This is a genomic window from Paenibacillus gorillae, from assembly GCF_000513275.1.
In the GTDB taxonomy this organism is placed as follows: domain Bacteria; phylum Bacillota; class Bacilli; order Paenibacillales; family Paenibacillaceae; genus Pristimantibacillus; species Pristimantibacillus gorillae.
On sequence record NZ_CBVJ010000101.1, the window covers coordinates 20,163 to 45,526 of the forward strand.

At 49.7% G+C, this 25,364-nt stretch carries 22 protein-coding genes and 11 tRNA genes; 10 read left to right on the plus strand and 23 right to left on the minus strand.

Annotated features, from left to right (window positions below; translation table 11 throughout):
* Window positions 1-272: 272 nt before the first annotated feature.
* From TY10_RS18890 to ppc, 3 genes are all read right to left on the minus strand, one after another.
* On the minus strand, window positions 273-1,415 hold the full coding sequence (locus TY10_RS18890) for a S1C family serine protease (protein WP_042166815.1): 1,143 nt from the start codon (window positions 1,413-1,415) through the stop codon (window positions 273-275).
* A gap of 140 nt (window positions 1,416-1,555) precedes the next feature.
* Window positions 1,556-2,602, minus strand: a complete 1,047-nt coding sequence (locus tag TY10_RS18895) for a hypothetical protein (RefSeq protein ID WP_042166818.1) — start codon at window positions 2,600-2,602, stop codon at window positions 1,556-1,558.
* Between the two features lie 162 nt (window positions 2,603-2,764).
* Window positions 2,765-5,572, minus strand: coding sequence for a phosphoenolpyruvate carboxylase (gene ppc / locus TY10_RS18900; protein WP_042166821.1), 2,808 nt, complete (start codon window positions 5,570-5,572; stop codon window positions 2,765-2,767).
* Window positions 5,573-6,136: 564 nt separating this feature from the next.
* On the opposite strand from ppc, the gene TY10_RS18910 reads away from it, so the two are divergent.
* The gene (locus tag TY10_RS18910) at window positions 6,137-6,499 is read left to right on the plus strand and encodes a hypothetical protein (protein WP_042166826.1); all 363 of its coding nucleotides are present in this window, start codon (window positions 6,137-6,139) and stop codon (window positions 6,497-6,499) included.
* 40 nt (window positions 6,500-6,539) lie between these two features.
* The gene (locus TY10_RS31720; protein WP_052350644.1) at window positions 6,540-6,998 is read left to right on the plus strand and encodes a WGxxGxxG family protein; all 459 of its coding nucleotides are present in this window, start codon (window positions 6,540-6,542) and stop codon (window positions 6,996-6,998) included.
* 22 nt (window positions 6,999-7,020) lie between these two features.
* Here the strand turns inward: TY10_RS31720 and TY10_RS18920 are convergent, their stop codons facing one another.
* The 8 genes from TY10_RS18920 to nfsA all read right to left on the minus strand — a co-directional run bounded on the left by TY10_RS18920 (window position 7,021) and on the right by nfsA (window position 10,503).
* Window positions 7,021-7,242, minus strand: a complete 222-nt coding sequence (locus TY10_RS18920; RefSeq protein ID WP_042166828.1) for a hypothetical protein — start codon at window positions 7,240-7,242, stop codon at window positions 7,021-7,023.
* A gap of 173 nt (window positions 7,243-7,415) precedes the next feature.
* Window positions 7,416-7,940, minus strand: coding sequence for a hypothetical protein (locus TY10_RS18925; RefSeq protein ID WP_052350645.1), 525 nt, complete (start codon window positions 7,938-7,940; stop codon window positions 7,416-7,418).
* A gap of 264 nt (window positions 7,941-8,204) precedes the next feature.
* Window positions 8,205-8,278 (minus strand) — tRNA-Gly (locus TY10_RS18930).
* A 7-nt stretch (window positions 8,279-8,285) separates the two neighbouring features.
* Window positions 8,286-8,362: transfer RNA gene (locus TY10_RS18935), tRNA-Pro, on the minus strand.
* 15 nt (window positions 8,363-8,377) lie between these two features.
* A tRNA-Arg gene (locus TY10_RS18940) sits at window positions 8,378-8,454 on the minus strand.
* A 9-nt stretch (window positions 8,455-8,463) separates the two neighbouring features.
* A tRNA-Gly gene (locus TY10_RS18945) sits at window positions 8,464-8,538 on the minus strand.
* Window positions 8,539-8,683: 145 nt separating this feature from the next.
* Window positions 8,684-9,538 carry an ABC transporter ATP-binding protein gene (locus TY10_RS18950; RefSeq protein WP_042166830.1) on the minus strand — a complete coding sequence of 285 codons (855 nt, stop codon included), beginning with the start codon at window positions 9,536-9,538 and terminating at the stop codon, window positions 8,684-8,686.
* A 224-nt stretch (window positions 9,539-9,762) separates the two neighbouring features.
* Window positions 9,763-10,503 carry an oxygen-insensitive NADPH nitroreductase gene (nfsA, locus tag TY10_RS18955; protein ID WP_042166833.1) on the minus strand — a complete coding sequence of 247 codons (741 nt, stop codon included), beginning with the start codon at window positions 10,501-10,503 and terminating at the stop codon, window positions 9,763-9,765.
* A 261-nt stretch (window positions 10,504-10,764) separates the two neighbouring features.
* On the opposite strand from nfsA, the gene TY10_RS18960 reads away from it, so the two are divergent.
* Genes TY10_RS18960 through TY10_RS18975 form a run of 4 tightly spaced genes read left to right on the plus strand, consistent with a single transcriptional unit; the run spans window position 10,765 to window position 16,478 of the window.
* Window positions 10,765-13,128, plus strand: a complete 2,364-nt coding sequence (locus TY10_RS18960; protein ID WP_042166835.1) for an AraC family transcriptional regulator — start codon at window positions 10,765-10,767, stop codon at window positions 13,126-13,128.
* 22 nt (window positions 13,129-13,150) lie between these two features.
* Window positions 13,151-14,053: an ABC transporter permease gene (locus TY10_RS18965; protein WP_081735365.1), complete on the plus strand. Its 903-nt coding sequence runs from the start codon at window positions 13,151-13,153 to the stop codon at window positions 14,051-14,053.
* Entirely contained in the window at window positions 14,053-14,925 is an 873-nt protein-coding gene (locus tag TY10_RS18970; RefSeq protein ID WP_042166841.1) for a carbohydrate ABC transporter permease, read from the plus strand. Before TY10_RS18965 ends, TY10_RS18970 begins: the two co-directional genes overlap by 1 nt.
* A 17-nt stretch (window positions 14,926-14,942) precedes the next feature.
* Complete coding sequence (locus tag TY10_RS18975; RefSeq protein ID WP_042166842.1) at window positions 14,943-16,478, plus strand: extracellular solute-binding protein; 1,536 nt, start codon at window positions 14,943-14,945, stop codon at window positions 16,476-16,478.
* 44 nt (window positions 16,479-16,522) lie between these two features.
* On the opposite strand, the gene TY10_RS18980 is transcribed toward TY10_RS18975, so the two are convergent.
* The gene (locus TY10_RS18980) at window positions 16,523-17,794 is read right to left on the minus strand and encodes a TolB family protein (protein WP_042166843.1); all 1,272 of its coding nucleotides are present in this window, start codon (window positions 17,792-17,794) and stop codon (window positions 16,523-16,525) included.
* Window positions 17,795-17,930: 136 nt separating this feature from the next.
* On the opposite strand from TY10_RS18980, the gene TY10_RS18985 reads away from it, so the two are divergent.
* Together TY10_RS18985 and TY10_RS18990 are read left to right on the plus strand one after the other, a co-directional pair.
* Complete coding sequence (locus TY10_RS18985; protein WP_042166844.1) at window positions 17,931-18,779, plus strand: helix-turn-helix domain-containing protein; 849 nt, start codon at window positions 17,931-17,933, stop codon at window positions 18,777-18,779.
* A gap of 68 nt (window positions 18,780-18,847) precedes the next feature.
* Entirely contained in the window at window positions 18,848-19,171 is a 324-nt protein-coding gene (locus tag TY10_RS18990) for an MGMT family protein (protein WP_042166871.1), read from the plus strand.
* A 55-nt stretch (window positions 19,172-19,226) separates the two neighbouring features.
* On the opposite strand, the gene TY10_RS18995 is transcribed toward TY10_RS18990, so the two are convergent.
* Both TY10_RS18995 and TY10_RS19000 read right to left on the minus strand, forming a co-directional pair.
* The gene (locus TY10_RS18995; protein ID WP_042166846.1) at window positions 19,227-19,448 is read right to left on the minus strand and encodes a hypothetical protein; all 222 of its coding nucleotides are present in this window, start codon (window positions 19,446-19,448) and stop codon (window positions 19,227-19,229) included.
* A 125-nt stretch (window positions 19,449-19,573) separates the two neighbouring features.
* The gene (locus TY10_RS19000; RefSeq protein WP_042166847.1) at window positions 19,574-20,803 is read right to left on the minus strand and encodes an MFS transporter; all 1,230 of its coding nucleotides are present in this window, start codon (window positions 20,801-20,803) and stop codon (window positions 19,574-19,576) included.
* 210 nt (window positions 20,804-21,013) lie between these two features.
* On the opposite strand from TY10_RS19000, the gene TY10_RS19005 reads away from it, so the two are divergent.
* A complete protein-coding gene (locus TY10_RS19005; protein WP_042166850.1) occupies window positions 21,014-22,354 on the plus strand; it encodes an ABC transporter substrate-binding protein in 1,341 nt (446 codons plus the stop codon).
* A 118-nt stretch (window positions 22,355-22,472) separates the two neighbouring features.
* On the opposite strand, the gene ytaF is transcribed toward TY10_RS19005, so the two are convergent.
* A complete protein-coding gene (ytaF, locus tag TY10_RS19010; RefSeq protein ID WP_042166852.1) occupies window positions 22,473-23,162 on the minus strand; it encodes a sporulation membrane protein YtaF in 690 nt (229 codons plus the stop codon).
* Between the two features lie 171 nt (window positions 23,163-23,333).
* Between ytaF and TY10_RS19015 the strand changes: the two genes are divergently transcribed.
* A complete protein-coding gene (locus TY10_RS19015) occupies window positions 23,334-23,996 on the plus strand; it encodes a DUF1232 domain-containing protein (protein WP_042166854.1) in 663 nt (220 codons plus the stop codon).
* 56 nt (window positions 23,997-24,052) lie between these two features.
* Here the strand turns inward: TY10_RS19015 and TY10_RS19020 are convergent, their stop codons facing one another.
* From TY10_RS19020 to TY10_RS19055, 8 genes are all read right to left on the minus strand, one after another.
* Window positions 24,053-24,541 carry a ferritin-like domain-containing protein gene (locus tag TY10_RS19020; protein WP_238327786.1) on the minus strand — a complete coding sequence of 163 codons (489 nt, stop codon included), beginning with the start codon at window positions 24,539-24,541 and terminating at the stop codon, window positions 24,053-24,055.
* 133 nt (window positions 24,542-24,674) lie between these two features.
* Window positions 24,675-24,757, minus strand: a tRNA-Leu gene (locus TY10_RS19025).
* Window positions 24,758-24,779: 22 nt separating this feature from the next.
* Window positions 24,780-24,855 (minus strand) — tRNA-Lys (locus TY10_RS19030).
* Window positions 24,856-24,865: 10 nt separating this feature from the next.
* Window positions 24,866-24,940 (minus strand) — tRNA-Gln (locus TY10_RS19035).
* A gap of 9 nt (window positions 24,941-24,949) precedes the next feature.
* Window positions 24,950-25,025 (minus strand) — tRNA-Val (locus TY10_RS19040).
* Between the two features lie 27 nt (window positions 25,026-25,052).
* A tRNA-Glu gene (locus TY10_RS19045) sits at window positions 25,053-25,127 on the minus strand.
* An 18-nt stretch (window positions 25,128-25,145) separates the two neighbouring features.
* Window positions 25,146-25,221 (minus strand) — tRNA-Thr (locus tag TY10_RS19050).
* A gap of 4 nt (window positions 25,222-25,225) precedes the next feature.
* Window positions 25,226-25,301, minus strand: a tRNA-Asn gene (locus TY10_RS19055).
* Between the last annotated feature and the right edge of the window lie 63 nt (window positions 25,302-25,364).

Genomic DNA, 25,364 nt, shown 5'->3' on the forward strand with positions numbered 1-25,364 from the left:
TTTCACAAACCTATAAAATCACAATTCGACATATATTTTAGATCGTAATACGCTAGCAAAATCGTAATCCACCTACACTGAAAAAGCAATACTATTGCATGAAAAGTACCGGAATTAATTATATAGTTTTTGCCTGACGATGGCAAAGGAATCGGTAGTGGAAGCCGCCATTTTCTGAAGCAACGGAAAAAGACCGGCTCCGGGGCAATTTCCCCTGGGCACCGGCCGCTTTCTCTCGCATAATTTTCGGCAAAATCAGCTTCTCCACCTGTTTATAAAATGCTGTTCCCCATAATGGTCTTGAGAACATCCTTAATGGTGCTCGTCGGAATCGCGAATCCAATACCTTGTGCCTCCGAATTGACGGCCGTGTTAATGCCGATCACTTCGCCCTTCGCATTCAGCAGCGGCCCGCCGGAATTGCCTGGATTAATGGATGCATCCGTCTGCAGCAAATGCTCATACACATGATTGCCGGTTTCATCCGCTATCGTAATCGGGCGTTCCTTAGCGCTCAATACGCCTACTGTCATCGTATGGTCGAAGCCGTAAGGGTTGCCAATCGCAATGACCCAGTCACCAATTGCACTTTCATCGGAGTTGCCGATTGGCAAGGTCGTAAGATCGCCTCCGCCTTCGATTTTCAGAACGGCCAGATCATGGTCTTTGTCCGCTCCAACAACGGTTGCAACAAACGGCTCATCATGGCCTTGCACGGTAACCTTCACTTGGGCAGCGTCCGCTACGACATGCTCATTGGTAACAATATAACCCGCCTTGTCGAAAATAAAGCCTGTCCCCGATCCGGTCAGCTGGAGATTGGATGTGTCCGTCCCTTGCCCCTGTCCCTGCTGCTGTCCTTGCTCCTCCTGCCGGTTCAATCCTTGCCCTTCATCCTGTCCGAAGATTCCGCCACCGAACGGCCATCCCCCTCCGTCTCTTCCGGAAGGCTGCTTCGGCGCTGCATAATTCTCAATCTTCACAACGGCAGGAGATGCCTTGGCATAGATGCCGGAGATCGTCTGATCTACCGAAGTGGACGCCGTTTTCACCCCTGCACCCGAGCTGCCCTTATCGGCCACATGCGTGACGGATGCGGTTTCCGTACCGCCGGTAAACAAGTTGTTGCGGTCGGCTGTATACATGAACCCGCCAATGACGACGGCTCCCACCAGGAAAGCGGCCAGCATAGCTGTCGGAGATCCCTTGCGTTTGCGTCTGCCGTTATGCTTGGGTTCATTATTATCTTCACCCGGCTTCTCCTGCAAATATCCGCTTGCCTGAAGCAGCTCCAATTGTTTCTCGTAATTCGACTTCATGTCCATCGCCGATTGGTTAGGACCGTATGTGTAAGTGGCGGCCTCTTTGACTTGATCACCTGATTGCTGTTTTTCCTTATCGTTGAATGAATTCATAGATGATGCCCTCCTTCGATTCATGCGGCTTGCTTACACCGCTTCGTCGTTGTCGTTTGCTTGATGTCTTCATAATGAAGGCCGCACCTTAAAGCAAACTTAAGAGGACTATAAAAATAAATAAAACCTTGGACAAGCGGTTACTGTGCTGCGCAGACTCTCGCTTGGTCGACAAGCTTCTGCGGCTCATCCACCTTTAAATAGATAACACGAGTCTGCTTAGGCAAAAACAAGAACCTTTCAATCCGCTTCTCCCGGTGCAATTCAAGCTTCACATTAGGCGTGCCTAACATCGGACCAGCAGAACGTTTGAGCTCCGCTTTATCCAGCTCATACCCTGTTTTAGACCAGTCGATGGACGCAATATCACTCCACTTCAAATTCCCCTGCAAGCGCAACCCGTAACGCAGCCTAATGCCCTCCCCGTCCATTCGGATGGGCTGAAGCACAGCCGCGCGCGTATCAGCCCACAACAGCATAAGCAGCCAAATTTCAGAGATCGTCACAATCCATGCCGCGATAGGCGACCACATGGCCAGCAGCAAATGGACGACGATGGACTCCATAATGATGATTTTCGTAGCAAATGCAGCCATAAGCACTTGATTCGTTTCTTTATGATAAGTGAAGGAATAGCTGTCTCCCTCTGTCTGCTGACGCATCCTATTGCGTGCACCCCAAGAGAAGAACAAGTAGTAAATCATGCTTGCATCATGCATGAGAACCGACGCTAGCTTCCCGCTCCCCAGTACATCTTGTACCGCAACCCGGATGGCCTCTCCTGTATTGGCTTCCGTCCGCCTGATCTGCCTGAACCTCTTCACAACCCGAACTATTAATCGCACCTCATAAAATATAATCGCAGCTTCTGCTGTTACGACGAGCAGCTCGATCGGCCAGATCGTATGCCACACGGCCCCTTTCATTGACGAAGGCAATATGAACCACGCCGCCAGTCCTCCTAGCACAGGAAGCGGCAGCACCGCCTTCAGCTTGCGGCCGGACCTTCGGATAACAAGCAGCCAGTACAGAAGCGGGACGACGAGCATAAAGTCAAATAGAATCGCATAAGCAAGGAACGGTTCCTCTTTCATTGTAAGCACTACAGTGCTGTCGACGCTCATAATAAGCAGCGCAGCTCCAATGAACCAATACATAGAACGGGATAACTTCGACGGTGAGACCATGACCAAGACCTCCCTGGACCGATTTGATATCAGTATATAACGACGATGAATTGTAAAACCGTTCCTTTTATGGATTTTAAACGACAGTTTGCGCTGCATACACAAAAAAAACCGAGCCAAGGCAAAAATCGCCTTGCTCGGTTTCTTCTTTATATAATCCTATTAGCCCGTATTTCTCAGGCCGGCTGCAATTCCGTTGATGGTGAGCAGCACCTCGCGGAGCAGCTCAGGCGCATCCTCATCCTGCTCGCGAATGGCGCGAAGCTCGGACAGCAGCTGCACTTGCATATAGCTGAGCGGATCGACGTACGGGTTGCGGAGACGGATCGACTCCTGAATAACCGGTACATTGTCCAAAATCTCTTCTTGTCCTGTAATTTGCAGAATCAGATCGGAAGTGAGCTTATACTCCTCTTCAATTTGCGTGAAGATCCGGTCGCGAATCTCTTGATCGGAGATCATGTCTGCATATTCTTTGGCAATCAGCAGATCTGCTTTGGCAAGCGCCATTTGCAAATTGTCGATCAGAGAGCGGAAGAACGGGAACTGCTCATACATCGTCTTGAGCGTATCCATCCGCTTCTCATCATCGCCTGCATAGGTTTGCAGCGCTGTACCTGCCGCATACCAAGCTGGCAGCAAGTAACGGCTTTGCGTCCATGCGAATACCCAAGGGATTGCACGGAGGTCTTCAAAGCGGTCGCTGTTTTTCCGTTTCGACGGACGGGAGCCGATGTTCAGCTCGCCCACTTCCGGAAGCGGCGTCGATTCTTTGAAGAATGTCATAAAGCCCGGATCACGGAAAATCAAATCCTGATATTTCGTAAGCGCCGTCTCCGAGATGGAGCGGGCAATATCATTCCATTCCGCTACAATCTCTTGCTCTTGCTGCTGCGGATACTTCGCCAGACGAGCGGCTGTAATAAGCGCCCATGTCGCTTGCTCCAAGCTCCGGTAAGCGATGCCCTGCATGGAATAACGCGAGGAAAGCACTTCGCCTTGCTCCGTGATTTTGATGCCGCCGCCAATCGTATGCGGAGGCTGTGCCAGAATGCTGCGGTTAAGCGGCATGCCGCCGCGACCGAGTGCTCCGCCGCGTCCGTGGAAGAACTTCAGCTTCACGCCATGCTCGCCTGCTGCCGCTGTAATTTCATTCAGCGCTACGCGAAGCTCCCAGTTCGCTGTCACTACTCCGCCGTCTTTGTTGGAGTCGGAGTAGCCCAGCATAATTTCATGCAGATTGCCGCGTGCCTCTACCGCTTGACGATAGATTGGCAGCTCGAACAGCTGCTTCATGATGCCAGGAGCGGCATGAAGATCGTCGATGGTCTCGAACAGCGGAACCGACTGCAGTGTGCAGCGAACCGTGCCATCCACATCTTTGACAAACAAGCCAACTTCCTTCGCGAATACCATAACCTCCAGCATATCGCTTGCGCCCTGTGTCATGCTGATCAGGTAGCTCGAGATACAGTCCACGCCAAACTCTTGCTGTGCGCGATAGACAGTATGGTAGACATCGAGACATTCGCGCGTCGATTCCGTATAGTCCAGATGACTGGATGTCAACGGACGCGGATCATTGAGCAGCTTATGAAGCAGCTCGATCTTCTCGTCCTCGGACAATTGGCCATAGTTCGAAACGATGTTCATTTTGGCCAAAATTTCTCCCATCGCATTCTCATGCTCTTGGCTGTGCTGGCGGATGTCCAGCTGCAGCAGATGGAAGCCGAACAGCTCTACTTGACGTACCAGCTTGCCGATTTGCGTATCAGCGACATGATCAGCGAAGTGGTGACGCAGGCTGCGGTCAATAATGCGCAGATCCGCCAGCAGCTCGTCAGCATTATTGTAGCGCATCGGCGAGCCTTTAAGCGCCTCATCACGGGCGTTAGCCAGCTTCTCCAGCATGAAGCCCAGCTTGATGCGGTAAGGCTCCTTCGCATTGCGCCACAACTCGACACATTTCACATCGATTAATTGACGATCTTGCTTGATCGATTCAATCAGCTCTTCCGACACTTGGACGATATTCGTGCTGAAGCTGAGCTGATCAACCAGTTCATTGATTTTTTCCTCATATTTCTTCAAGGCCAACTGGCGGTTAAGCGTCAGCGTTTCCCAAGTGATCTTAGCCGTTACGGACGGGTTGCCGTCGCGGTCTCCGCCAATCCAGGAGCCAAAACGCAGGTAGCTTGGCACATGCCAATTTTCGCCCGGATAGTATTTCTCCAAGCAGCGCTCCAGCTCTTCATAGACGGCAGGCAGCGCTTCGAAGAGCGTCTCGTCGAAGTAGTACAGGCCGTTGCGTACTTCATCAATAACGGTAGGCTTACGGTCGCGAAGCTCATCTGTCTGCCACAAAATGAGGACTTCATTCAGCAGCTTGTCCCGAAGCTTCTCGCGCTCGCGGTAAGTCAAAGTCGGGTTGTCAAGCTCCATCACGTCTTCAGCTATCCGTTTGTGGATATCAAGGACGGCCCGGCGCGTTGCTTCCGTCGGGTGGGCGGTCATAACCAGTTCGAGCGAAATGCCGCTCAAAATTTGCTGAACGTCTTCAATCGCGATTCCGCGCTCTTTTAAGTCTTGGACAGCGCTTTCGATGGAGCCGCGCTGCACGCCTTCGCCTGCCGAACGCTCGTAATCACGCTTGCGGCGGATACGGTGGTTCTGTTCAGCAATATTTACCAGTTGGAAATAAATAGCGAATGCACGAATGACTTGATGGCGAATTTCCGGATTAAGGGAAGCGATCTTCGATTTAAAATCCCCAAACAGCTCAGGAACGAACTCTGCACGAAGCGACTTGCTCGTCTCGCGAATTTGTTCGACGATATCCAACAGCTCGCGTCCACCTTGATGCACGAGCACTTCTCCGAGTATATTGCCTAGGAAACGGACATCCCTGCGCAGCAGGTTATTCGCCTGCGGCCGGTTGGCCGATAACGTTGATGTAGCTTGTTCCGACATACTTTTCCTCCTGTGGGCGTCGTCTTAGACGCGATTTCAACTCATTTCATCATACTACAAAATGTTGCAGGGTTGAAGCCCTGTCGACAAGCAAAAATAAGCCTCCGAACCATATGGAAGTCCCACTCCAGCATGATAATACCATTTCAAGCTCCATTTAGGATAAGGATATCGATCCGAAATTAAGGAATTGAAGAGTGAGGAACAGCTTGAAAACAGAGCAAGAACAACCGTTTTTACCGAATAAACCCTATCTGGCGCTTATGACTGCTGAACTGATCTTGAACCCCGACGAATGGATCTATCTGCTTGCCACCCTTACAGTTACTGGAATTAAATGGAGTACAATCAGGCCGGCAGACCTATTATTCCGCTTTCTTGTAAACATTTACCCAAAGCAACGCCCCTTGAATCAGAGCTTCCTCTTATATTGAATAAAGCGATGAATGGCACACAGGCTTCATGGCTTCGTTTTTTCATTTTCCCATTATTAGTGGAGCATATGGACGCCGAATGTGAAGACAATAGGTGGGTACTCAACTCACTTATCTGGAGGCTGATCACATGTACCAGAACTCAAACCTGTCTAGCCAAATTAACCAATGCGAGCAAATCGCCCAACAAATGATCCAACAAACGCAACAAGCATCCCAAATGTATCAGCAATTGCTGCAGCAGGAGCAGCAAAATGCCAGAACACTTGAGGATATCGCTCAAAAAGAGCAGCGTGCCGTGCAAATTATTCAAACTGCGCTTCAAGGTCATCAGCAAGCCGTGCAACAATTGCAGCAAGTTACTCAAATTTGCCGTCAATTGGAGCAGTCCGCTGCTGCTCAACAAACTTTATCGATGAACAGCTTCCAGCCGCAGCATCAGCATCAACAACACAGTCATTACGAAAATCATAACCTGCGAGGCTTTCAATAATTGATTACTTCTCAACAATAACCTCAGGAGGGATTATCCAATGAAAAAGACAGTTGGATTTATGCTGGCTACATGCCTGACACTGACGATATCGGCTTCGGCTTACGCCAATCAAAGCTCAATGAACAGCAATAGCACCGTCTCGCCGATAACGCCATACTCCAATAATCAGAACAACTCCGGCACTTATGGTACCTATACCAACGGTACCTATAATGGTACTGGACGCGGCTTATCAACCGGGAATGGTCTGGGAACCTATTCTGATTACGGCACTGGCACCCGTACTGGTACAGGGATGGGAACCAACAACTATAGAGGCTATTCTTACAATAACCAAAACGGTAATTATTATGATAACACCGTTAACGGCAATCGTTATCGGGCGACTGCTGCCGCAACTACAGCTACTAATCGCGGATCGAACTGGGGATGGCTTGGTTTGCTTGGCCTATTCGGCTTAGCTGGCATGCGCAGCCGCAACCGGGAAAGAACGTAACGGAAACCAGCAGCAGCCGCTCCTAGGAGCGGCTGCTTTTTAATGATGCACTGCCATGCTTATTGCTCAATACGTCTGGCAGTGCAGTCAGCAGTTGTTCTCGTGTAATCGAATCATCATAGTTCCATTCCGCATGCATTCGATAGACGAGATTTCTTTGAACAGGCGACAGCCCTTGCCAAATTGAACTTTTTAACAGCAGCCTGGTTGCATTCAGTGAAGTCTGATCATTGCTAACCAACAAAAAAAGCCGATCCCCCATTTACATCTGCAGCCTGTCAGCCGAAATACGCTGAAAATCAATTCCTTGCCGAATGAGCTCACGAATCTAAATGATGAGCTTGCCGCTGCAGGCGATAGAACGAAAAAAGGTATCCCACCGTCAAATTAACGGTGAGATACCTTTTCTGTGTATGATTACTTCACTTTGGTCGTAAGAATAGCAAAAACGCCGTATTTTTGAGGATTATCCTTTGTGGCGCGGAACCAGACTTCGCCTTTTCCTGCCATTACACCATCTTTCGTTGCCGATAAACCATTTACCTTCTGTTCCTTCAGCACTTTCTCGATGTCGGCTGTAATAATCGTATCATATTCTTCGAGAAATTGGGCTCTGTCCTTAATTGTACGAGATTCTTTGCCGTCATGAACCATTAACGGATAAAGAATGAGATCAGCAAGTTTTTCCTTATGGTGAATCATAGCCGAGACGCGAACGTCCCGAAACATTTTGCCGAATGCGATAGGATCGCTTACTCCCGCTGCCTCGAACGGATTGCCTGCCACTTGTTCGTCGCCCGTATTCACTTTATCGATATCCGTGAAAGTCGGGATGCCGCCTTCATTACTGCTATTGCTGCCGCCCTTAGTGCAGCCGGCGCTTACAGCGAGACATACAACTAGTGCGCAAGCTAGCGCTGTACGCTTCCATGTAAATTTCATTTTTAAAGTATCCTTTCCAGCTTATCATTTTCTTGAAATAGTTTCCGCTACTGTAATTAAGCTTGTACAAAGGTTAACGGACATCTTTATATTCTAGCAAGCACCGATGGGATTGACAACTAAGTAGCGTTATTTTCCAATACTGGCGCGGCTTTCTCAGAGTATTGCCCCAGAATCTGCTCCAAAAACCGAATCAAATTTCTGCTGCTAAAAAAGAAAAACAAAAAAAGCCTTGCTGCGCAAGGCTTTCGTAATTTAATTAGATGGAGCGGGTGATGGGAATCGAACCCACGCTATTAGCTTGGAAGGCTAAAGTTCTACCATTGAACTACACCCGCATATAACTGGTCGGGATGACACGATTTGAACATGCGACCCCCTGGTCCCAAACCAGGTGCTCTACCAAGCTGAGCTACATCCCGACATATAAGTAAAAGTGGCGCGGCCTAAGAGATTCGAACTCCTGACCTTTTGATTCGTAGTCAAACGCTCTATCCAGCTGAGCTAAGGCCGCAAAAAATTATGGAGCGGAAGACGGGAATCGAACCCGCGACCCTCGCCTTGGCAAGGCGATGCTCTACCGCTGAGCCACTTCCGCATGTATGTTTGTCGTTTCAGCGATTGTATTATCGCGGCGACAAGTAATAATATATCACCTTTACGAAAGGAATGCAACTGTTTTTTTAACTTTTTTTAAAAATAAAAGCTGCGCCGGCAACGGCACAGCTTCTCCGTCATATTTCTTATGCTCCTGCTGCCGCCAGCATGGCCGGAGCCGGGGTAAGCTGATCCATCGCTTTATCTGCAACCGGCTCTGCAGCCAGCGCAAACGGCAGGCAAAGCGGCACACCCGTACGCGGATCCGGTACGATATCAGCCTCAATATTGAACACTTCGCGCATAATGTCAGGCGTCATGACTTCCACTGGGGAGCCTTCTCCGACGACCGTCCCTTTTTTAATCGCGATCATATGATGCGCATAACGGGACGCATGATTCAAATCATGGACAACCATAACGATCGTACGCTGGTTGCGTTCGTTCAGCTTTTGCAGCAAATGGAGAACCTCCAGCTGATGCGCCATATCGAGGAATGTCGTTGGCTCATCGAGGAACAAAATATCCGTTTCCTGAGCCAATGCCATCGCGATCCAAGCACGCTGGCGTTGACCGCCGGACAATTGGTCTACAGGCCGGTCGGCAAATTCAGCCATTCCCGTCGCTTCGATCGCCCAGCTTACGATTTTACGGTCATCCTTCGTCATCGAGCCAAAGCCCTTCTGATAAGGAAAACGTCCGTAAGAGACAAGCTCGGCCACTGCCAAGCCATCCGGTGCAGTCGGGTTTTGCGGAAGAATTGCAAGCTGCTTCGCCACTTCTTTCGTCGATTGCTTATGGATGGACTTGCCGTCCAGCATGACTTGACCGCCTGAAGGATTCATCAAACGTGCCATCGTTTTCAGAATCGTCGATTTGCCCGATCCGTTTGAACCCACAAGCGCTGTTATTTTGCCTTGCGGGATAGCGATATTTAGATTTTGAACGATAAGGCGATCATCATAAGCAATGTCCAGATTCGAAGTCGTAAGGCGAATCATTTGACTTGCACGCTCCTTCCAAGCCCGTTTCCCGGGATATCATCTATTTGGTGAAATATTTATGATAACAATTATCATTAGCACTACTTAATGATAATTGTTCTCATCATCGATGTCAATGCCGTTGGAGCTTTATTTCCAAATAAAACGATGTCCGTTTTATTTTGTTCACGCCATCGCCTCATATACTCATTTTGCGAACTGCTCACGCGTTCCCCTCTATCCTACTCCAGCCTAAAACCCTGTTCCCGCAAAAACTCACGCATATGCAGCCGCGGAGCCTCCTTCTTGGCCGCCATCGCTTCCGACCAGCTCGCAGCAGCTTTTCCGTTCGTCCGCTCGGCCATATAATTGCTCATTGCTACATTATATTGATCAATCGCAGGATCAATGCGCTCCTCGCAATATCCATTCTCGTGCAGAATGGCCTCTCTCGGCAGCCGCGGACGTACAAGTGGCTCCTGATCCGGCACGCCAATGCACATGCCAAACACCGGATAGACATGCTGCGGCAATCGCAGCAGCTCCGATACTTGCCGCGGATTGTTGCGCAAACCGCCGATATAGACGATGCCAAGACCTAACGATTCAGCGGCAACAGCAGCATTTTGCGCGGCCAGTGCGGTGTCGACCGTTGCAACGATGAAGTTTTCCGTCGTGCTGCGGTGCTCCTCGCCTTCCGGAAGCGCTCTAGCTGCCGCCCGTTCATACCGGTGCAAATCAGCACACCATACCAGAAACTCCGGGCATTGCAACACATACGCCTGATTGCCCGCCAGCGCAGCAAGCTGTTCCCTCAGCCCGGCATCGGTAATCCGAATAACGGTAAAAGCCTGCATATTGCTGGACGTGGACACATGCTGCGCCGCCTCTATAATGGCATCAAGCTGCTCCCTAGCTACTGGAGCCTCTTTAAATTTTCGAATCGAACGATGCCCCAGCATCACTTGTATCGTTTCATTCACAGCTTATTCCTCCTCATGTAATACGTTTATCCCCATACTAGCACGTCTCAAGAGAACGACTCCAGCCCCTGTGTCAAAACGCTGCTTCCGTGTAAAATGAAGCGGTACGCCGTGCTTTACGGCTATTGGCTAAAAAAGTGCAACGATTCTTGCGAAAAATATCCAATGCGATAAGCGCGTCACCATAAAAATGTCTAATTGTCTGCAAGGATACGCCCTCCTATAGTGAGGGTATGCAGACGGAGAAAGGGATTCGATCGAATGAAAAATGGCAGACCCCGGAACAACGTCAGCTTCTTCCATAAGAGCTTAATCATTACGCTGCTCATCTCAAGCATCCCATTAATTACGCTCGCTATCCTTACCTACTATACGGGGGTTCGCGAAATTGAACGGGAGGTCGGTCGCACCCAGGAGCTTCAGTATGCGCAAGTATCAGAGAGGATGGATGCCCAGCTCACTCAGTTGAAAATGACAGTCAATCAATGGGCGTACAATCCGCTCATTATGGAGCTTCCAGGCCACTCTATCGGGCAAGATGTCCGCTATACGCTCGATCTATTCAATCAGTTGGTCGTCATGAAGCAATCCGACCCGCTCATTAGCCAAGTCTCCTTGCTGCTTGGAGGCAACAAGCCGCTTCTGATCGATGGAGAGGATGGGAGCCGCCCGCTTCCGCAAGAGCTGTTCGAAGCTCAATTTCTTCCGCTGCTGGAACAGCAGCAGATGATTTTTTGGACAGACCGGCTAGACGCCGCAGAGAACCTCACCGGTAATTCGTTGAGCTTGTCGCTGGTGCAAAAGGTTCCTGTATTAAGCGACCCTGCCTACGGTGCAATTATTGTCGGACTTAACAAGGGGGAGCTTGCCTCCTTGGTGGAGCAGCTTAGTCCGCCGGAAAAAGGAAGCGCATTCATTTTTAACCCGGATCAAGATTATCTGGTTGCTAGCGCGGCATACCCGGCCGGAGCCGATAATAACAAGTCCAAGCTGAATGATGCCATTCTCGCTGCCGTACAGAACAGCGGGAAAAACTCAGGTTCCTTCTCCTACTCTTTGGATCGGGAAGTGTATGTCGTCACCTATGGTCATCTGAAAAGCACAGGCTGGCTGTACGTATGTGCAACCCCGCTGTCCCATCTGATTAAGCCGGTAGAGCGGATATTCAAGCTGCCTCTATTTGCAGGAATACTGGGACTGGTCATTGCCTTTATTTTGTCATGGCTCGCATCGAAGCAGCTTTATCGGCCTTTGCTCCATTTAACCAAGGTGTTTGGACATGATCAGCCCGTATCCGCCGCCGATGCACCCAGAAGAAATGAGGTGCAGTTCATCGAGTCTAGATGGAACTATCTGCTCCGGGAAAGGACGGATATGAAATTCAAGCTGGAGAAGGCGATGCCCGCCCTGCGGGACGGATTCGTGCTGCAGCTCGTGCAGGGGCATCTGAATGCCTTGCCCGACTACCGGATCCGCGAGCAATTCGAACAATATGAGCTGCCGACGGAATACGTCTGCTATTCAATGCTGCTGGTGGAGCTCAGCGGTTTTGCCAACCGCTACGGCAATTTGACGAGCGGCGACGACCGGCTCCTTACGTTCGCAGCTGCCAACATTATGGAGGAGATGCTTCAAGAGCTACAACAGTCTGAGCACTCTCCACTGTCTATGCCTGCACTCGTGATTAATTTCCAAGACTTGACGATCGGGGTGCTGTTCACCCACTCTGATGAGTTAGCCAAGGAGCAGATCAAAGCTGCCGTCTCGGGATTTGGCCGGCAGTTGATCGCACCTTTGCAAACTTATCTGAAGCTCCAGGCAACCGTCGGCGTCAGCCGGGTGACTACATCCGTGAAGCATTTGTCCATCATGCTGGAGGATACCCGCCGGGCAATGCGTCACCGGGGAACGGAGACGGGCGATTCTGTGATCGATACAGAGGCAGCGGCGCCGGCAGGCGAGCCCGCTTCCATCTATCCTTTCCTTCAAGGAAATCTGCTTCTCCAGGCGCTGCAATCAGGCATGGAGGAACAAGCCGCCCAGCATGCCGAGGCTTTCATGGACGCTTTGCGAGCCAAATCGTCCAATGCTTACGCCATTCAGCAGGGAATGCTGCAATTGCTGGGCAACGTTCTTTTTACGATGATTCAGATGGGCAGCAATCCTCAGCGCTTATACAAAGGGATTAATCTGTACGAGCAGCTGCTGCAGCTCCGTGAGCCTTCTGCCATGCTGAACTGGTTCAACACCGCCGTACTGGCGCCTTTTATGGAGGAAATGCAGTCGCATAAGGATATGGAGATCAAACAGACGGTAGAGAAAGTGATGGCCCTCATGCAGGAGCATTACATGCAGGATCTGTCACTGGAGGATTGCGCCGAACGATTCGGCACTTACCCGCAGAAGCTCAGCGTCAGCTTCCGGCAATACGCCGGCGTTAACTTCATTGATTATTTAACCCGTTTACGATTAAACAGGTCAAAGGAACTGCTTGTCGGCACGCATTTGAAAATTAGCGAGATCGCCGCACAGGTCGGCTATCAGCCTGCTTATTACAACCGTACATTCAAAAAACACGAAGGTCTCACGCCTGGACAATACCGTGAGAAGCATACACCTGAGTAACGGCTTTAGGAGGAACGAGGTTATGAAGGTTCTAACCGGCATACGGAAAGATGTATTTTTATATTTGCTTATTTTACCTGGCGTCATCTATTTCCTGCTGTTCAAATATGTGCCGATGTGGGGCATCATCATTTCATTTCAAGATTACTCGCCTTATATGGGCATGTGGAGGAGTCCCTGGGTCGGGTTCGAGCATTTTGTCACCTTGTTCAAAAATCCCGACTTCTTTCTGATTTTCCGCAATACGATGGTGATCAGCCTGATGAACATCCTGTTTTATTTTCCAATGCCGATCATCATTGCCCTTATGCTGAACGAGCTTCGCTTGAAACGGTATAAACGCGTCATTCAGTCCGTCATTTATTTGCCCCATTTTCTGTCCTGGGTCATTATTTCGGGCATTACGTTTCTGCTGCTGTCCCAAAGCGGAGGCATCATTAACAAGCTGCTCGTGAACTTCGGCTTCGAGCCGTATAATTTCCTGACGAATCCGGGCATCTTCTGGCAGCTGCTCACCGTGCAGAGCATATGGAAGGAGACCGGCTGGGGCACAATCATCTTCCTTGCGGCGATGGCCGGCATTGATCCGCAGCTTAATGAAGCGGCCAAAATCGACGGCGCCAGCCGGCTCCGGCAAATCTGGCATGTCACGCTTCCCGGCATCCGCCACGTCGTCATTACGCTCTTGATCCTGCGCCTCGGCAGCATTATGGACGTCGGGTTTGAGCAAGTCTTCCTGATGATGAACAGCGCAGTTACGGATGTGGCGGACGTGTTCGAAACCTATGTCTACCGCAACGGTATACAGCAAGGCCAGTTCAGCTACAGCACCGCCGTCGGTTTGTTCAAATCGGTCATCGGCCTGATCATGGTTATCGGTGCCAATAAGCTGGCCAAACGATTCGGCGAGGAGGGACTGTACTAATGAAAGAAGGCAAGCTGTTCGATATCATCAATATTTTCATTCTGACAGTGGTTGGACTGGTAACGCTCTTCCCGCTCTATTATGTATTTGTCGTCTCGTTCACTGATCCCGCCGAATATATCGCCAAGCAAGGCTTTGTGCTATTTCCCGAAAAATGGTCGCTGCTGTCGTACAAATACATCCTGTCCACCGCTTCATACATTCGCGCAACGGGCGTCAGCACCTTTCTGGCAACAGTAGGCACGGTACTTAGCCTCATGGTAACCGCTACGCTTGCCTATGGTCTTTCCCGAAAGCGCTTAAAAGTCCGTAAACCGCTCATGATGATGGTGCTCTTCACGATGCTGTTCAGCCCTGGCATTATTCCGCATTACATTCTCGTGCGTGACCTTCATCTCATCAATAACATCTGGTCGTTGATTCTACCTGTGCTGAGCAGCGGCTGGTACGTGTTTCTGATGAAAAGCTTCTTCGACAGCATTCCGCCAGCGCTAGAGGAAGCAGCTATGGTAGACGGCTACAATGACATCGGTATCTTTTTCCGCATCATTTTGCCGTTGTCGCTGCCGGCTATGGCCGCATTTGGCCTCTTCTACGCCGTTGGCTACTGGAACACCTATTTCAATGCGGTCCTCTATATCAATGATTCTACGAAATGGCCGCTGCAAATTTTGCTGCAAAACATATTGATTGAATCATCAACCTCATCACAAGGCTCGGGTGCCGCAGAGCTGATGAATGAACAGCAATTGCCCGCCCAAACGTTGAAAATGGCTGCCGTCGTCGTAGCGACAACGCCAATTCTCATGATCTACCCGCTGCTGCAAAAGCATTTTGCCAAAGGCGTTATGCTCGGCTCTGTCAAAGAATAAAGGGAGGGTTTCTTTCTATGAAAAAACAAATCAACCATTGGGTGAAGCTGATGCTTACCGCCTGTCTCGCCGTTACACTGCTCTCGGCCTGCGCTTCCAATTCATCCAATCCATCATCAGGCCAAGGTGACAAGTCATCCCCGGATGCCTCCGGTGATAAGCCGGTATCGATCAGCATTATTACCGAATTCAATACGCCGGAGGCTCCAGGTCCCGACAATCCAGTACTGAAAGAATTCGAGAAAAAGACGAATACAAAGCTGAACATCATGTGGACATCTCCTAACAGCTACGGGGATAAAATCAACCTTATTCTGGCATCTGGTGAAATGCCGGATCTGGTCAAGGTGCTCGACTTCAACAACTCCCTCATGCGTCAAATGATTAAGCAAGGCGCATTCTGGGATTTGAGCCCCTACTTGAAAGACTATCCGCACCTAATGGAATATCCTGAAGCGACGTGGGAAAAGACGAAAATCGACGGCAACAACTACGTCATTCCTTCTGTTCGTCCTTCCCATGGCGGCCCATGGCTGCCGATCATCCGTCAGGATTGGCTGGAAAAGCTCAAGCTGGAGACGCCTCGCACGCTGGATGATTTGTTCAACGTCATGAAAGCCTTCGCCGAACAGGATCCGGACGGCAACGGCGTTGCAGACACGATCCCGCTTCTTCCCCGCAATGATCTGGGCTGGGCAGAAGGCGTACTCAATCATAGCAACGGCAAATGGAAAGAAACCGGCGGCAAGCTGATCGACACGACCTTCGAGACCGGCACGCGTGAAGCGCTGGTCTGGCTGAACAAAGTATTCGCAGCCGGCTACATGCCAGCCGATTATGCGATTATGAAGGAAACACAATCCGAAGACTTAGCCAAAGCAGGCAAAGTCGGCATTTACCCGAACACTATCGAGGCAATATGGCGCGTCCAAGCCGAGCTGATTAAGACCGAGCCGCAAGCGAACTTCCTGCCGCTCAGCTATCTGGAATCGGACGCAGGCACGTATGCGCCATCCTCGCCGGGCTTCAGCGGCGTATTCCTTATCCCGAAATCGGTGCCGGAGGATAAAATGAAACGCATTCTAGCGCTGATGGATTACGGCGCTTCTGAGGAAGGCTTCACGCTCGCCTGCTTCGGTATCGAAGGCGTCCATTACACGGTAGGCGAAGACGGCTTCAAAACCGCCACCGATCAAGCATTCAAGGACAGCGTATCCCAAAGCTCATTCGGCAAAGTGTTTGAACGGTCCGATCCTTACTTATGGGCTTACCGCACCGGTATGCCGAAGGAACTGTTCGAGCGCAACAAGCAAATCGTAGACGAGCGGACTTCCCACTCCGTCGACGATCCTAGCGTTGGCCTGATCTCCGATACATGGCTCAAAATCGGACCGGACTATACGAAAAAAATGAATGATCTCAAAACAAAGATCATTATGGGCCAAGAATCGATTGAAGCTTGGGACCGTTATGTTAATACGTTGAAGGCTGATGCCAGCTACATGAAGGTCATCGATGAAATGAACACTGCTTACGCCGCAAAAAAAGGATAAGATACAGAAAGGCCCCTTGCCTTCTTACGGCAAGGGGCCTTCAGTTATTTCAAGAGAGGACCAAAGTCGGCGATAAAGACACGGCGTGTTCCGTCGACATAGCCGTTAAATACGACATGGCGATGATCCGGTGCCCAAGCGGGATGCGGATCGACCCGCAGAACCGGCGTGACACTCGTTCCGGGATTGCCGACCGGTATCCTAATCGCCAGCTGTTCTGTCCCGTTCTCCAGATCAATGAACCTTAATGGCACGGAACCATCATCGAACGCGACTTTTTCTTTCTCGTACGCGTCCGTAAGCATATGCCTTCCGTTCGGATGCACAGTGGGATGACCGGAGCCAGGTACGGCTTCCGTTATTTTGGCAAGCTCCGTACCGTCATCATTCACCTGAACCAAGTACAACTGCTTGTCGCCATCGAGACATAAATTCATCGATAGTCTGCGCCCGTCCGGGAACCAGTTGATATGATGGCCGCCCTTGTCCCATTGCTCCGGTCCGACAGCCACATGGATATCGCTTCCGTCCGGCTTCATCGTTAACACCCAGAACTTCAACGCTTGCTTATGCAGCATATTCCATGGCTGCTCTTCATCGGTTTTGAACCATCGCATGGTGAAAATAAGCCGATCGCCTTGCGGGTTGTATTTGCAATGGAAGCCGTAGCATTCGCCATCGGCATAGCGCTCCCAATCGATAGCAGGCTTAGCCCGCTCCACGATTTGCCGCAACGACACGAGAAGCGTCCGCTTCCCCGTCTGCACATCAGTCGCATAGAGGCCGTCATCGTCCGGAAAACCGGTATTGCGGGGAACGAAGACATCCGGTACCATGACACCATAGCCGAATTGCGTCCGGCGCATCCGCTTCATACAAGCGGAGATGATCGTCCGGCCATCTGGTGAGATTTTATAAATACCGCCTTCAAGACGGCGTTTATGTCCCGTCAGCAAGTTAAGCTCGATACAGATCGGCTCCCATATCGCGGTATCGACGTCATTATAGTATAGCGTCTCATCGCTTGGGCCCCAGTTGATGTTCGCACCGAGCTGAGGCTCCCAGCCCCGGGTGCTCGCGGCGATCCGTTCTTCGCCGGTATGCAGATCGATGACGGCAATATTGGCCGTCTCCCCCGGCTCCGGCAGCCTGTCCTCCTGCGGCATTTGCAGTACGGCGACATAGCGGCCGGACGGACTAACCGCCGAGGTATCGAAAAAACGGTGAAAGCTGCCTTTGCTGTCAGGCGTCAGGCACCATACGGGAATAAGCGGATCAAAGCCGGTATAACGCGGAAATTTCTCACTAATGATCAAGGGACATAACTCCTTTACACTGCAGAATGTGAAAATGGATGATCCCCTTCATTGTAATACCGCCCGAAGAAGCAGGTTTATCCGGGAGCGGCTTATCTTTGTCGCTAAGCGCGAATGAAATCAGGAGGCTGTTGGCATGAACCATCATGGACTGCAAATACAATGGGCCGCTCGCTATGAGTACAAGCGGGGCGATCGTCTGGAGCCTCATCAGCATCGTTTCTTTCAGTTGATCTATTTCGTCGACGGAAGCGGCAGCTTTACGTTGGATCAGCAAGCCATTCCGATCTCTCCCGGCGTTTTCTTTCTAATCGCGCCCGGCGTCACGCATGGCTTCGCCCCACAAGGCGGCCGGGCCAGCCGAACGCTTGATCTGAAGTTCAATCTGTACGACGAGGAGCTGCTTGAAGCTGCACTAGGCTGTGCAGGCTCCTTCACGGACGATGATGGACAAATAAAGCCGCTGCTGGAGAAGATCCGCAGCGAAGGGGACGGCAAGCAGCCCTATTATCAGGCCATATCTGCACTGATGCTGAGCCAGTTGATCTATCAACTAGCGAGGAAACGGAGTTTGGCTGAGCCTGAGCCGGATGCAGTCTCTGCGGCGGAACAAGATGTGGCGCTCACCTACGAGCCGCAAGAAGCGGCGCAAAGGCTGGCCGCCTATATCGAAGCTCATTTTCCCCAGGATATTTCCTTGAATGACGCGGCTTATGAGATCGGGTACAGCAACAGTTATTTAGGACGAGTATTCCGCGCCAGCTATGGAATGACGTTCTCGCAATATTTGCGCCAAGTCCGAGTGAAGCAAGCGCAAAAGCTTATTCTCGGGACATCTGGCAGCTTGAAAACGATCGCCTGGCAGGTCGGGTTCAAAACGATTTACCATTTTACCCGCGTGTTTAAAGAAGTGGAATGCATGTCCCCGGGAGAGTGGCGCCAGCGGGAGCAGGCCGGTATTCGCAAAGATATCTATTTCGATTGAGAGCTGTGCTATGCTTAGAGAAAGCTATAAAGAGAAGAAGGAGATTGAGGTTGATGACGGAAAGCAAACTGCAGCCTTTTACAGAAAGAGTACTTCGCATCATTAAGGAAATACCTGAGGGTTATGTGATGACTTATGGGCAAATTGCGGCTGCTGCCGGCAGCCCTAGAGGAGCAAGACAGGTCGTACGCATATTGCATTCGATGAGCAAAGCGCATAAGCTGCCGTGGCACCGGGTCGTTAACGCCAAAGGAGAGGTTGCAATGATGGACGATGAATCCCGCTCGCTTCAGATGCTGTATCTAGAGGGCGAGGGCGTGGAGCTTTATCGGAACGGCCGTATCGATCTCGAGCAATACCGTTATGTGCCTGAAGATCATGATCGGCTATAAAATAAAAAAGGGAATCATGTTCCCCCTATTATGGGGTGAATGACTCCTTACTGTTCTATGAAGAGTAGTTAAGATCCCTTATAATCTGCAAAAGCTCGGCTTTCTGTTGTTTGGTTAAATACTTCGTAAATTTAATGTACATGCCGGAAGCCGTTGCCTGCACAAGAAAGCCGCTTGGACTCTTGTACCATTGTTCAATGACTTTAACATACGCGTCTCTTGGCTGAGAGGCCACGCTCACTATAATCTCGGTTCCGTCTGCGAATACTTGATCCATAGCTTACCTCGCTGCGCTCGTTAGTAAATAATAATTGTCTTTCGCTGCCTACTGTCACCTAATAGGCCTTATTGCCATCATACCACAGAACTAAAATTTACTGCATATCGAGTTTTGCAAGATGACTAGAAACGGTGCAGCGTTTCGCTATTCTCAAGGGGCGAACTTGCTTTTTCTCTAGGGAAACGCCAAGCAATCGGAATCGCCAGCAGCACGACCATAATCAGCAAGCCGATGGCTGCTATACGATGATCCAACAGGAGCTGGACAGCCAGCGTTAGAACGATGCCCCCAAGATTGCCGAACATAAGCAGCAGGCCGGCCACCGTGCCCGCTTCGCCAAGCGAAGCCCGCTTCTCCGCCGAAGAGAGAATAACCGGCAGATTAGCAAGCAGCAGACATCCTGTTATGGCAAACAATCCGATAAATAGCGGAAACGAAGCTCCTAATTCAAGGGCAGTCAATGCTGCCGTACTGACCAGCAGTGATGCAATTAAAGCTATCCTCGCTCTTCCCCCTGCAGCAGCCCAACCGGGAATGACAGCAGCCCCGGCAATCCCGGCTAGCGTCATGCCGCCGATGCCAAGCCCTACTTGAGTTGAATCCAATCCTATTGGAAGTGCCAACACTTCCAGCCAAGTCGTCAAGGTGACGAACAAACCAAAGCCTGCAAATAGAAGCAGACTATATAGCCGCACCCACGGGTAAGCCCAAACAGCGCGAATGGATGTAAAGACGGTTATACCTGCATTCGTACTATCGCTATCGCTATACAATGCCGGAGCCCGCAGCGCCCAGAGTAATGCGAAGCCTGCAATAACGGCCAGTACTGCTTGAATAAGATGGATGGATAGAAGGCCACCCCACTCCATCAGATATGGCGAGCTTACCGTTGAGATCAGTATGCCAACGAACAAGCTCGCCGTTCCGGCTGCAATGGCAACAGGGCGTTTGGCAGGAGCCGCATATTGACCTGCCAGCTTGTTAATGGCATTAAGGATAAGCGGCTGCCCGATGGAAATGATAATCTGTCCAGTAAGCGCCCACTCGTAGCCGGGCAATAGGCGCAGTACTGCGCCTGCCACGGTCGCAGCTACCCCAACGGATAACGAGCTTTTGAAACGGCGATCAGCCCAATAGCCAAAGGGAACGGCCAATAAGACATACAGGAGCGGAAACACTTGCGCAAGCCAGCCCACCGCATCAATAGAAACGCCCCAACTCTCGGCGGATGCTGTCGTAATCGGCGTGTACGTCACCCATAGCAGCTGCGTTACTGCCGCAAGACAGGCATAAGCGATCAGAACGGTCCACCGCGTCTTTCCGCCATTCGGTTCATCATTCGAAGGGTTCATCCCTGCACCTCTATCGATTTAAAGTCGAGAATCAGGTATACGCATTCAAAAAAATGAAGGAAACTTCATTGAGATTATACTATAATTGGAAATATAATCCTATGATTTCCTGCTTGCTATTTTCACGTTATGTGAGAGAGTCTACTTCATCTTACGATTTGGGGACATTGCTTATGCCGATTACTTGTTCCAATTCAAAGGAGGAATGTTATGAACGGTTTACTTCGCCTGCTGCCCTTCAGCATCGTTCTGATTCTGTTATTCACCGGATGCACGCAAACCCCAGAACCCGAACAAGCTGCTATTAAAGTGATGTACGATAATGAATTCTCGTTTAAATCGGAGTACGGGAATGTATTCGCCGCCAAATATCCGAAAATTGAGGTGGAAGTAGCAGAAATAATGATCGGCATCTATGATCCAGACGGAATCGAAATCGTGAAGAAAAAGCTGGAGCAGGAAAAGCCGGATGTGCTGTACTTGAATCCTGAACAGTATAAAGCGCTGCTGCGGGAAGGCAAGCTGGCTGTACTGGACGGGTTTATAAAAACATCCAAATACCCGCTGGACAGCTTCCATCCGAGTGTACTGGATACGCTCAAGCAGATGGGCGACGGAGAGCTATTCGGATTGGCTCCTGTCTTTAGCGCATCCGCTTTATTTTACAATAAGAGACTGTTTGACCGCTATCGTATTGAATATCCAACCGACCAGATGACATGGGATCAAGTGCTTCAATTAGCCCAGCGTTTCCCGGACAAGGATGAGTCCGGCGAGCCGGTCTACGGTTTATCGCTGCAGTTCTGGGAATCGACGCCAAGCGGCTTGCTGGGGCGGATTAACGGTGTAGAAGGCTTGGAGGAATATAACTATAAACAAAAAAAAGTGCTGATCAATCAGGACAAACAGAAACGAAATGCGGAAAAGGTAATCGGTCTTTTTCAGGCGGGACACATCTCCTATTATGAAATCCAGAATAGCACTATCGATTATGCAGATATTGAGCAATCCCCTTTTATAACCGGAAAGTCTGCAATGTATTTGGGTGATTACAGCTATTTCAATCAAATTAATCAGCTGGCGTCCGCAAAAAATGCGATTGCCCTGGATTGGGATCTTGTAACCGAGCCAATCAACCCCCAATATCCTGATCAGGCCTTATCTTCCTCCCTTATTAAAATTTTCGCCATCAATGCGGAGTCGCCGAATCAGCAAGCTGCATGGGAATTCATTCAATTTGCAAATAGCGAATATTTATCGAAGCTGAAGTCCAAGAGCGATTTCCTTCTCTCATCTCGCACAGGACAAGTGAAAGAGAAGAACGGACACAGCCTGGAGCCATTCTATAAGCTAAACTTTAAACAAGAGTTCACTAAGCCCGATAAAAACCATCAGCTCTTTCTAAGGGAGTATGGAGCTCTCAAAACGAAGCAGTTCAAAGAGGTATTAGAGCAGAAAAAAACACTGGATGAGGCGCTGAATACGATTCAAGAGGAAGGCCAGCGGTTGATGGATACCAGCAGCCTGCTTCAGCAAAATGACTCAGAGTAGCAGAATCTTGTCATAACCATGATAAGGACAACAAAAAGCGGCCCCGCACAGGCCGCTTTTTGTCGCTTAATTACACAAACACCTCATACAGACCGTTAGCAATCAACATCACCCCTCCTTAGAAGAAGCTATTTACTGCAATTAATAAGAGTATAATACCGCTCATCATCGTTCCAAACTGCCCTAACGTAAAGGGTCCGACCTTCACGCCTGCAGCTTTGCAACCTATCCATACCCCAAGCCATACAGTCAGGAAGCTTCCGCCTGCAGCCATTAATGAAATGATCATTGGCGATATGCCAAGCAAACCGGCACTCAGTCCATTAGTCAGTGCATTAGCCGAAAGAGCGACTCCTAGAATCAGTGATTCGAATATTCCGATATGATTCGATTTATCCAAATCCACACTTTCCGGATTCCGCAAAATCGCTGATAGTCCCTTTATTCTCGGAGCAGCCCCTGCTGCTGCTGCTGTCCCCCCTTCTTGCCCTTGCTCCTCCTGCTCTCCTGATAGCTCTGGTTGCCCCGCTGTTTCCTGTACTTTACGCGGAACGGATAGCAGGATGATACGAAGTCCGATGATGAAAAGAACAAAAGCGCTGAGCAGGACGGGAAGCACACCCGGGAGCACGGCAGAGATCCATTTTCCAAACCAAATGCCTGAATAACTAAACAAGAAGCATACGACAGCAATGAGCAAATTTGAAACGAATCCAATCTGTATTTTTCGAATGCCGTAAGAAAGTCCAACTCCTAAATTATCCAGACTCGATGAAATAGTGAAACCAAGAATAAGCAGCCAAGTCATATCTGATCACCTCAAGTTGTATTTGCTAACAATGTATGAAGTGTTGAGATTTAAGTGCACGTACATTGAGAAAAACTCAACAGACATTTGCTCTTTGCTGAGTGATTGCATGGTAAATTTCTCAACATAACCGCATATACTATAGGAAGAACAAATCGTGGAGGGATAGGAATGGATGGGTTTGATCAATCGAAGGAATATGCTCTCGGAGACTTGGTCAAATACTTGCTCAAGAAGCATTCGCTCTCCATGCGCAAGCTAAGCAGCCTTAGCGGGATCGATACCGCTACCATATCGAGAATCGTGAATGGCAAACAACAGCCTAAACTAATTCATTTGAAAGCTTTTTCTGAACATCTGCAAATTCCGCTCGAAAAACTAATAGAAGCATCCGGTTATGAGATGGCTGGTGACAAATACGAAAGCGATACCGGAATCTTTGATTCGCTTCATACGATAAAAGACATGCTAGGCAATTCCAACCTGTATGATCCCGATGTGACAACAGCACGCATCGCGCAGGAATTAGATAAGTATGAGCAGTATGCGCGAACTGAAGAAGGCCATCGTATGATCTGTGATGAATTTCATGCGAAGGTCAAACAAGTTAACGGCGCAGGTCCTTTCATCGAGCATCTGAAAGAAATGTACATTCAATATTGCAATGAAGATACACTTGGACATGAGCGTTCTGTGCTCGGCAGCGCTTTACTCTATTTCATTTTATCGGCGGATATCATTCCGGACTATATTTTCCCAATCGGCTATCTAGACGATGCTATTGCTGTTCATCTCGTACTCGATCGTCTGAATCAACAAGGCTTCACAGCATAAAAAAAACGTTATGACCTATTGGCCATAACGGACTTCCTGCAATTTGGTGAATGCGACTACCTTAGATTTAATGTAATAAGATAATTATACTTGGCAGCGTGTTTTAGCTCATCCAATATGATACCGAACACCGTATCTTTATAGATCCCGGCAGGCAAGCCAAACCAGATCCTGCGGTATTTTTCCACCGCGCCTAACTCCCCCATCAAGGCGCGCTGCAGACCTTCTATATAGGATTGAACCCGCTCATATTGCTCACTGCTGATGCCTGCAATTTCCTGTCCGGCCAAAGCCCGATACATCTCTCGAAACATTTGATTGTGGGCGCGCTCATCATTACGAATGCTTTCGATAATAGCTGCCTGTTCTTGGGAGGGAGCCAGTTTGATCAATTCATCGTAGAACAGCTCATCGTTACGTTCGTCTTGTACTGCTTCCTTTATCATTTGTAATGCTTCCGGCAAACTTGTGTTCCAGATAGGCACAAAATCGGCCCTTATATAATATGGATTTGGATTTCCCCAATATAATGGTACTTGATACAAGCTTGTGTCCCCCCAACATTAGTATATACAAAGTATATGAGTATCAGCCTATGTGGGTTCCTAAAATCAACACGCTTGAATTAGATAAATAAACAGCAAAAAACCCTTGGGTTACAAGGGTTTTCTCATGATATGGTGCGCGTAGAGGGACTTGAACCCCCACGGTCGCCCGCCAGATCCTAAGTCTGGTGCGTCTGCCAATTCCGCCATACGCGCATGGGTGAAGCTAGGATAAAAATGGTGAGCCATGAAGGACTCGAACCTTCGACACCCTGATTAAAAGTCAGGTGCTCTACCAACTGAGCTAATGGCTCTTATTAAAAGTGGCTGGGGATTCAGGGATCGAACCTGAGAATGACGGAGTCAAAGTCCGTTGCCTTACCGCTTGGCTAATCCCCATCGGCTAACTGGTGGAGGCTGAGGGGATCGAACCCCCGACCCTCTGCTTGTAAGGCAGATGCTCTCCCAGCTGAGCTAAGCCTCCAAAGGCGCTTTGCTAATAAGAAGTTGTTGGTGACCCGTAGGGGATTCGAACCCCTGTTACCTCCGTGAAAGGGAGGTGTCTTAACCCCTTGACCAACGGGCCATATGTAAAAAGATGTCCTGGAGCTCTCAACCGGGATCGAACCGGTGACCTCATCCTTACCATGGATGCACTCTACCTACTGAGCTATGAGAGCATAATGGCTCCCCGAACAGGACTCGAACCTGTGACAACTCGATTAACAGTCGAGTGCTCTACCAACTGAGCTATCAGGGAATATGAACCAAAGCTTTGCGCCTTGAAAACTGGATGCGAATTGAAATGAAGTCCGATTAGCAG

What these genes read in the sequence shown, in the direction of transcription:
- TY10_RS18890 (WP_042166815.1), bottom strand. Translation starts at nt 1,415, where the DNA reads ATGAATTCATTCAACGATAAGGAAAAACAGCAATCAGGTGATCAAGTC.
- TY10_RS18895 (WP_042166818.1), bottom strand. Translation starts at nt 2,602, where the DNA reads ATGGTCTCACCGTCGAAGTTATCCCGTTCTATGTATTGGTTCATTGGA.
- ppc (WP_042166821.1), bottom strand. Translation starts at nt 5,572, where the DNA reads ATGTCGGAACAAGCTACATCAACGTTATCGGCCAACCGGCCGCAGGCG.
- TY10_RS18910 (WP_042166826.1), top strand. Translation starts at nt 6,137, where the DNA reads ATGTACCAGAACTCAAACCTGTCTAGCCAAATTAACCAATGCGAGCAA.
- TY10_RS31720 (WP_052350644.1), top strand. Translation starts at nt 6,540, where the DNA reads ATGAAAAAGACAGTTGGATTTATGCTGGCTACATGCCTGACACTGACG.
- TY10_RS18925 (WP_052350645.1), bottom strand. Translation starts at nt 7,940, where the DNA reads ATGAAATTTACATGGAAGCGTACAGCGCTAGCTTGCGCACTAGTTGTA.
- TY10_RS18950 (WP_042166830.1), bottom strand. Translation starts at nt 9,538, where the DNA reads ATGATTCGCCTTACGACTTCGAATCTGGACATTGCTTATGATGATCGC.
- TY10_RS18960 (WP_042166835.1), top strand. Translation starts at nt 10,765, where the DNA reads ATGAAAAATGGCAGACCCCGGAACAACGTCAGCTTCTTCCATAAGAGC.
- TY10_RS18965 (WP_081735365.1), top strand. Translation starts at nt 13,151, where the DNA reads ATGAAGGTTCTAACCGGCATACGGAAAGATGTATTTTTATATTTGCTT.
- TY10_RS18970 (WP_042166841.1), top strand. Translation starts at nt 14,053, where the DNA reads ATGAAAGAAGGCAAGCTGTTCGATATCATCAATATTTTCATTCTGACA.
- TY10_RS18975 (WP_042166842.1), top strand. Translation starts at nt 14,943, where the DNA reads ATGAAAAAACAAATCAACCATTGGGTGAAGCTGATGCTTACCGCCTGT.
- TY10_RS18985 (WP_042166844.1), top strand. Translation starts at nt 17,931, where the DNA reads ATGAACCATCATGGACTGCAAATACAATGGGCCGCTCGCTATGAGTAC.
- TY10_RS18995 (WP_042166846.1), bottom strand. Translation starts at nt 19,448, where the DNA reads ATGGATCAAGTATTCGCAGACGGAACCGAGATTATAGTGAGCGTGGCC.
- TY10_RS19000 (WP_042166847.1), bottom strand. Translation starts at nt 20,803, where the DNA reads ATGAACCCTTCGAATGATGAACCGAATGGCGGAAAGACGCGGTGGACC.
- TY10_RS19005 (WP_042166850.1), top strand. Translation starts at nt 21,014, where the DNA reads ATGAACGGTTTACTTCGCCTGCTGCCCTTCAGCATCGTTCTGATTCTG.
- ytaF (WP_042166852.1), bottom strand. Translation starts at nt 23,162, where the DNA reads ATGACTTGGCTGCTTATTCTTGGTTTCACTATTTCATCGAGTCTGGAT.
- TY10_RS19015 (WP_042166854.1), top strand. Translation starts at nt 23,334, where the DNA reads ATGGATGGGTTTGATCAATCGAAGGAATATGCTCTCGGAGACTTGGTC.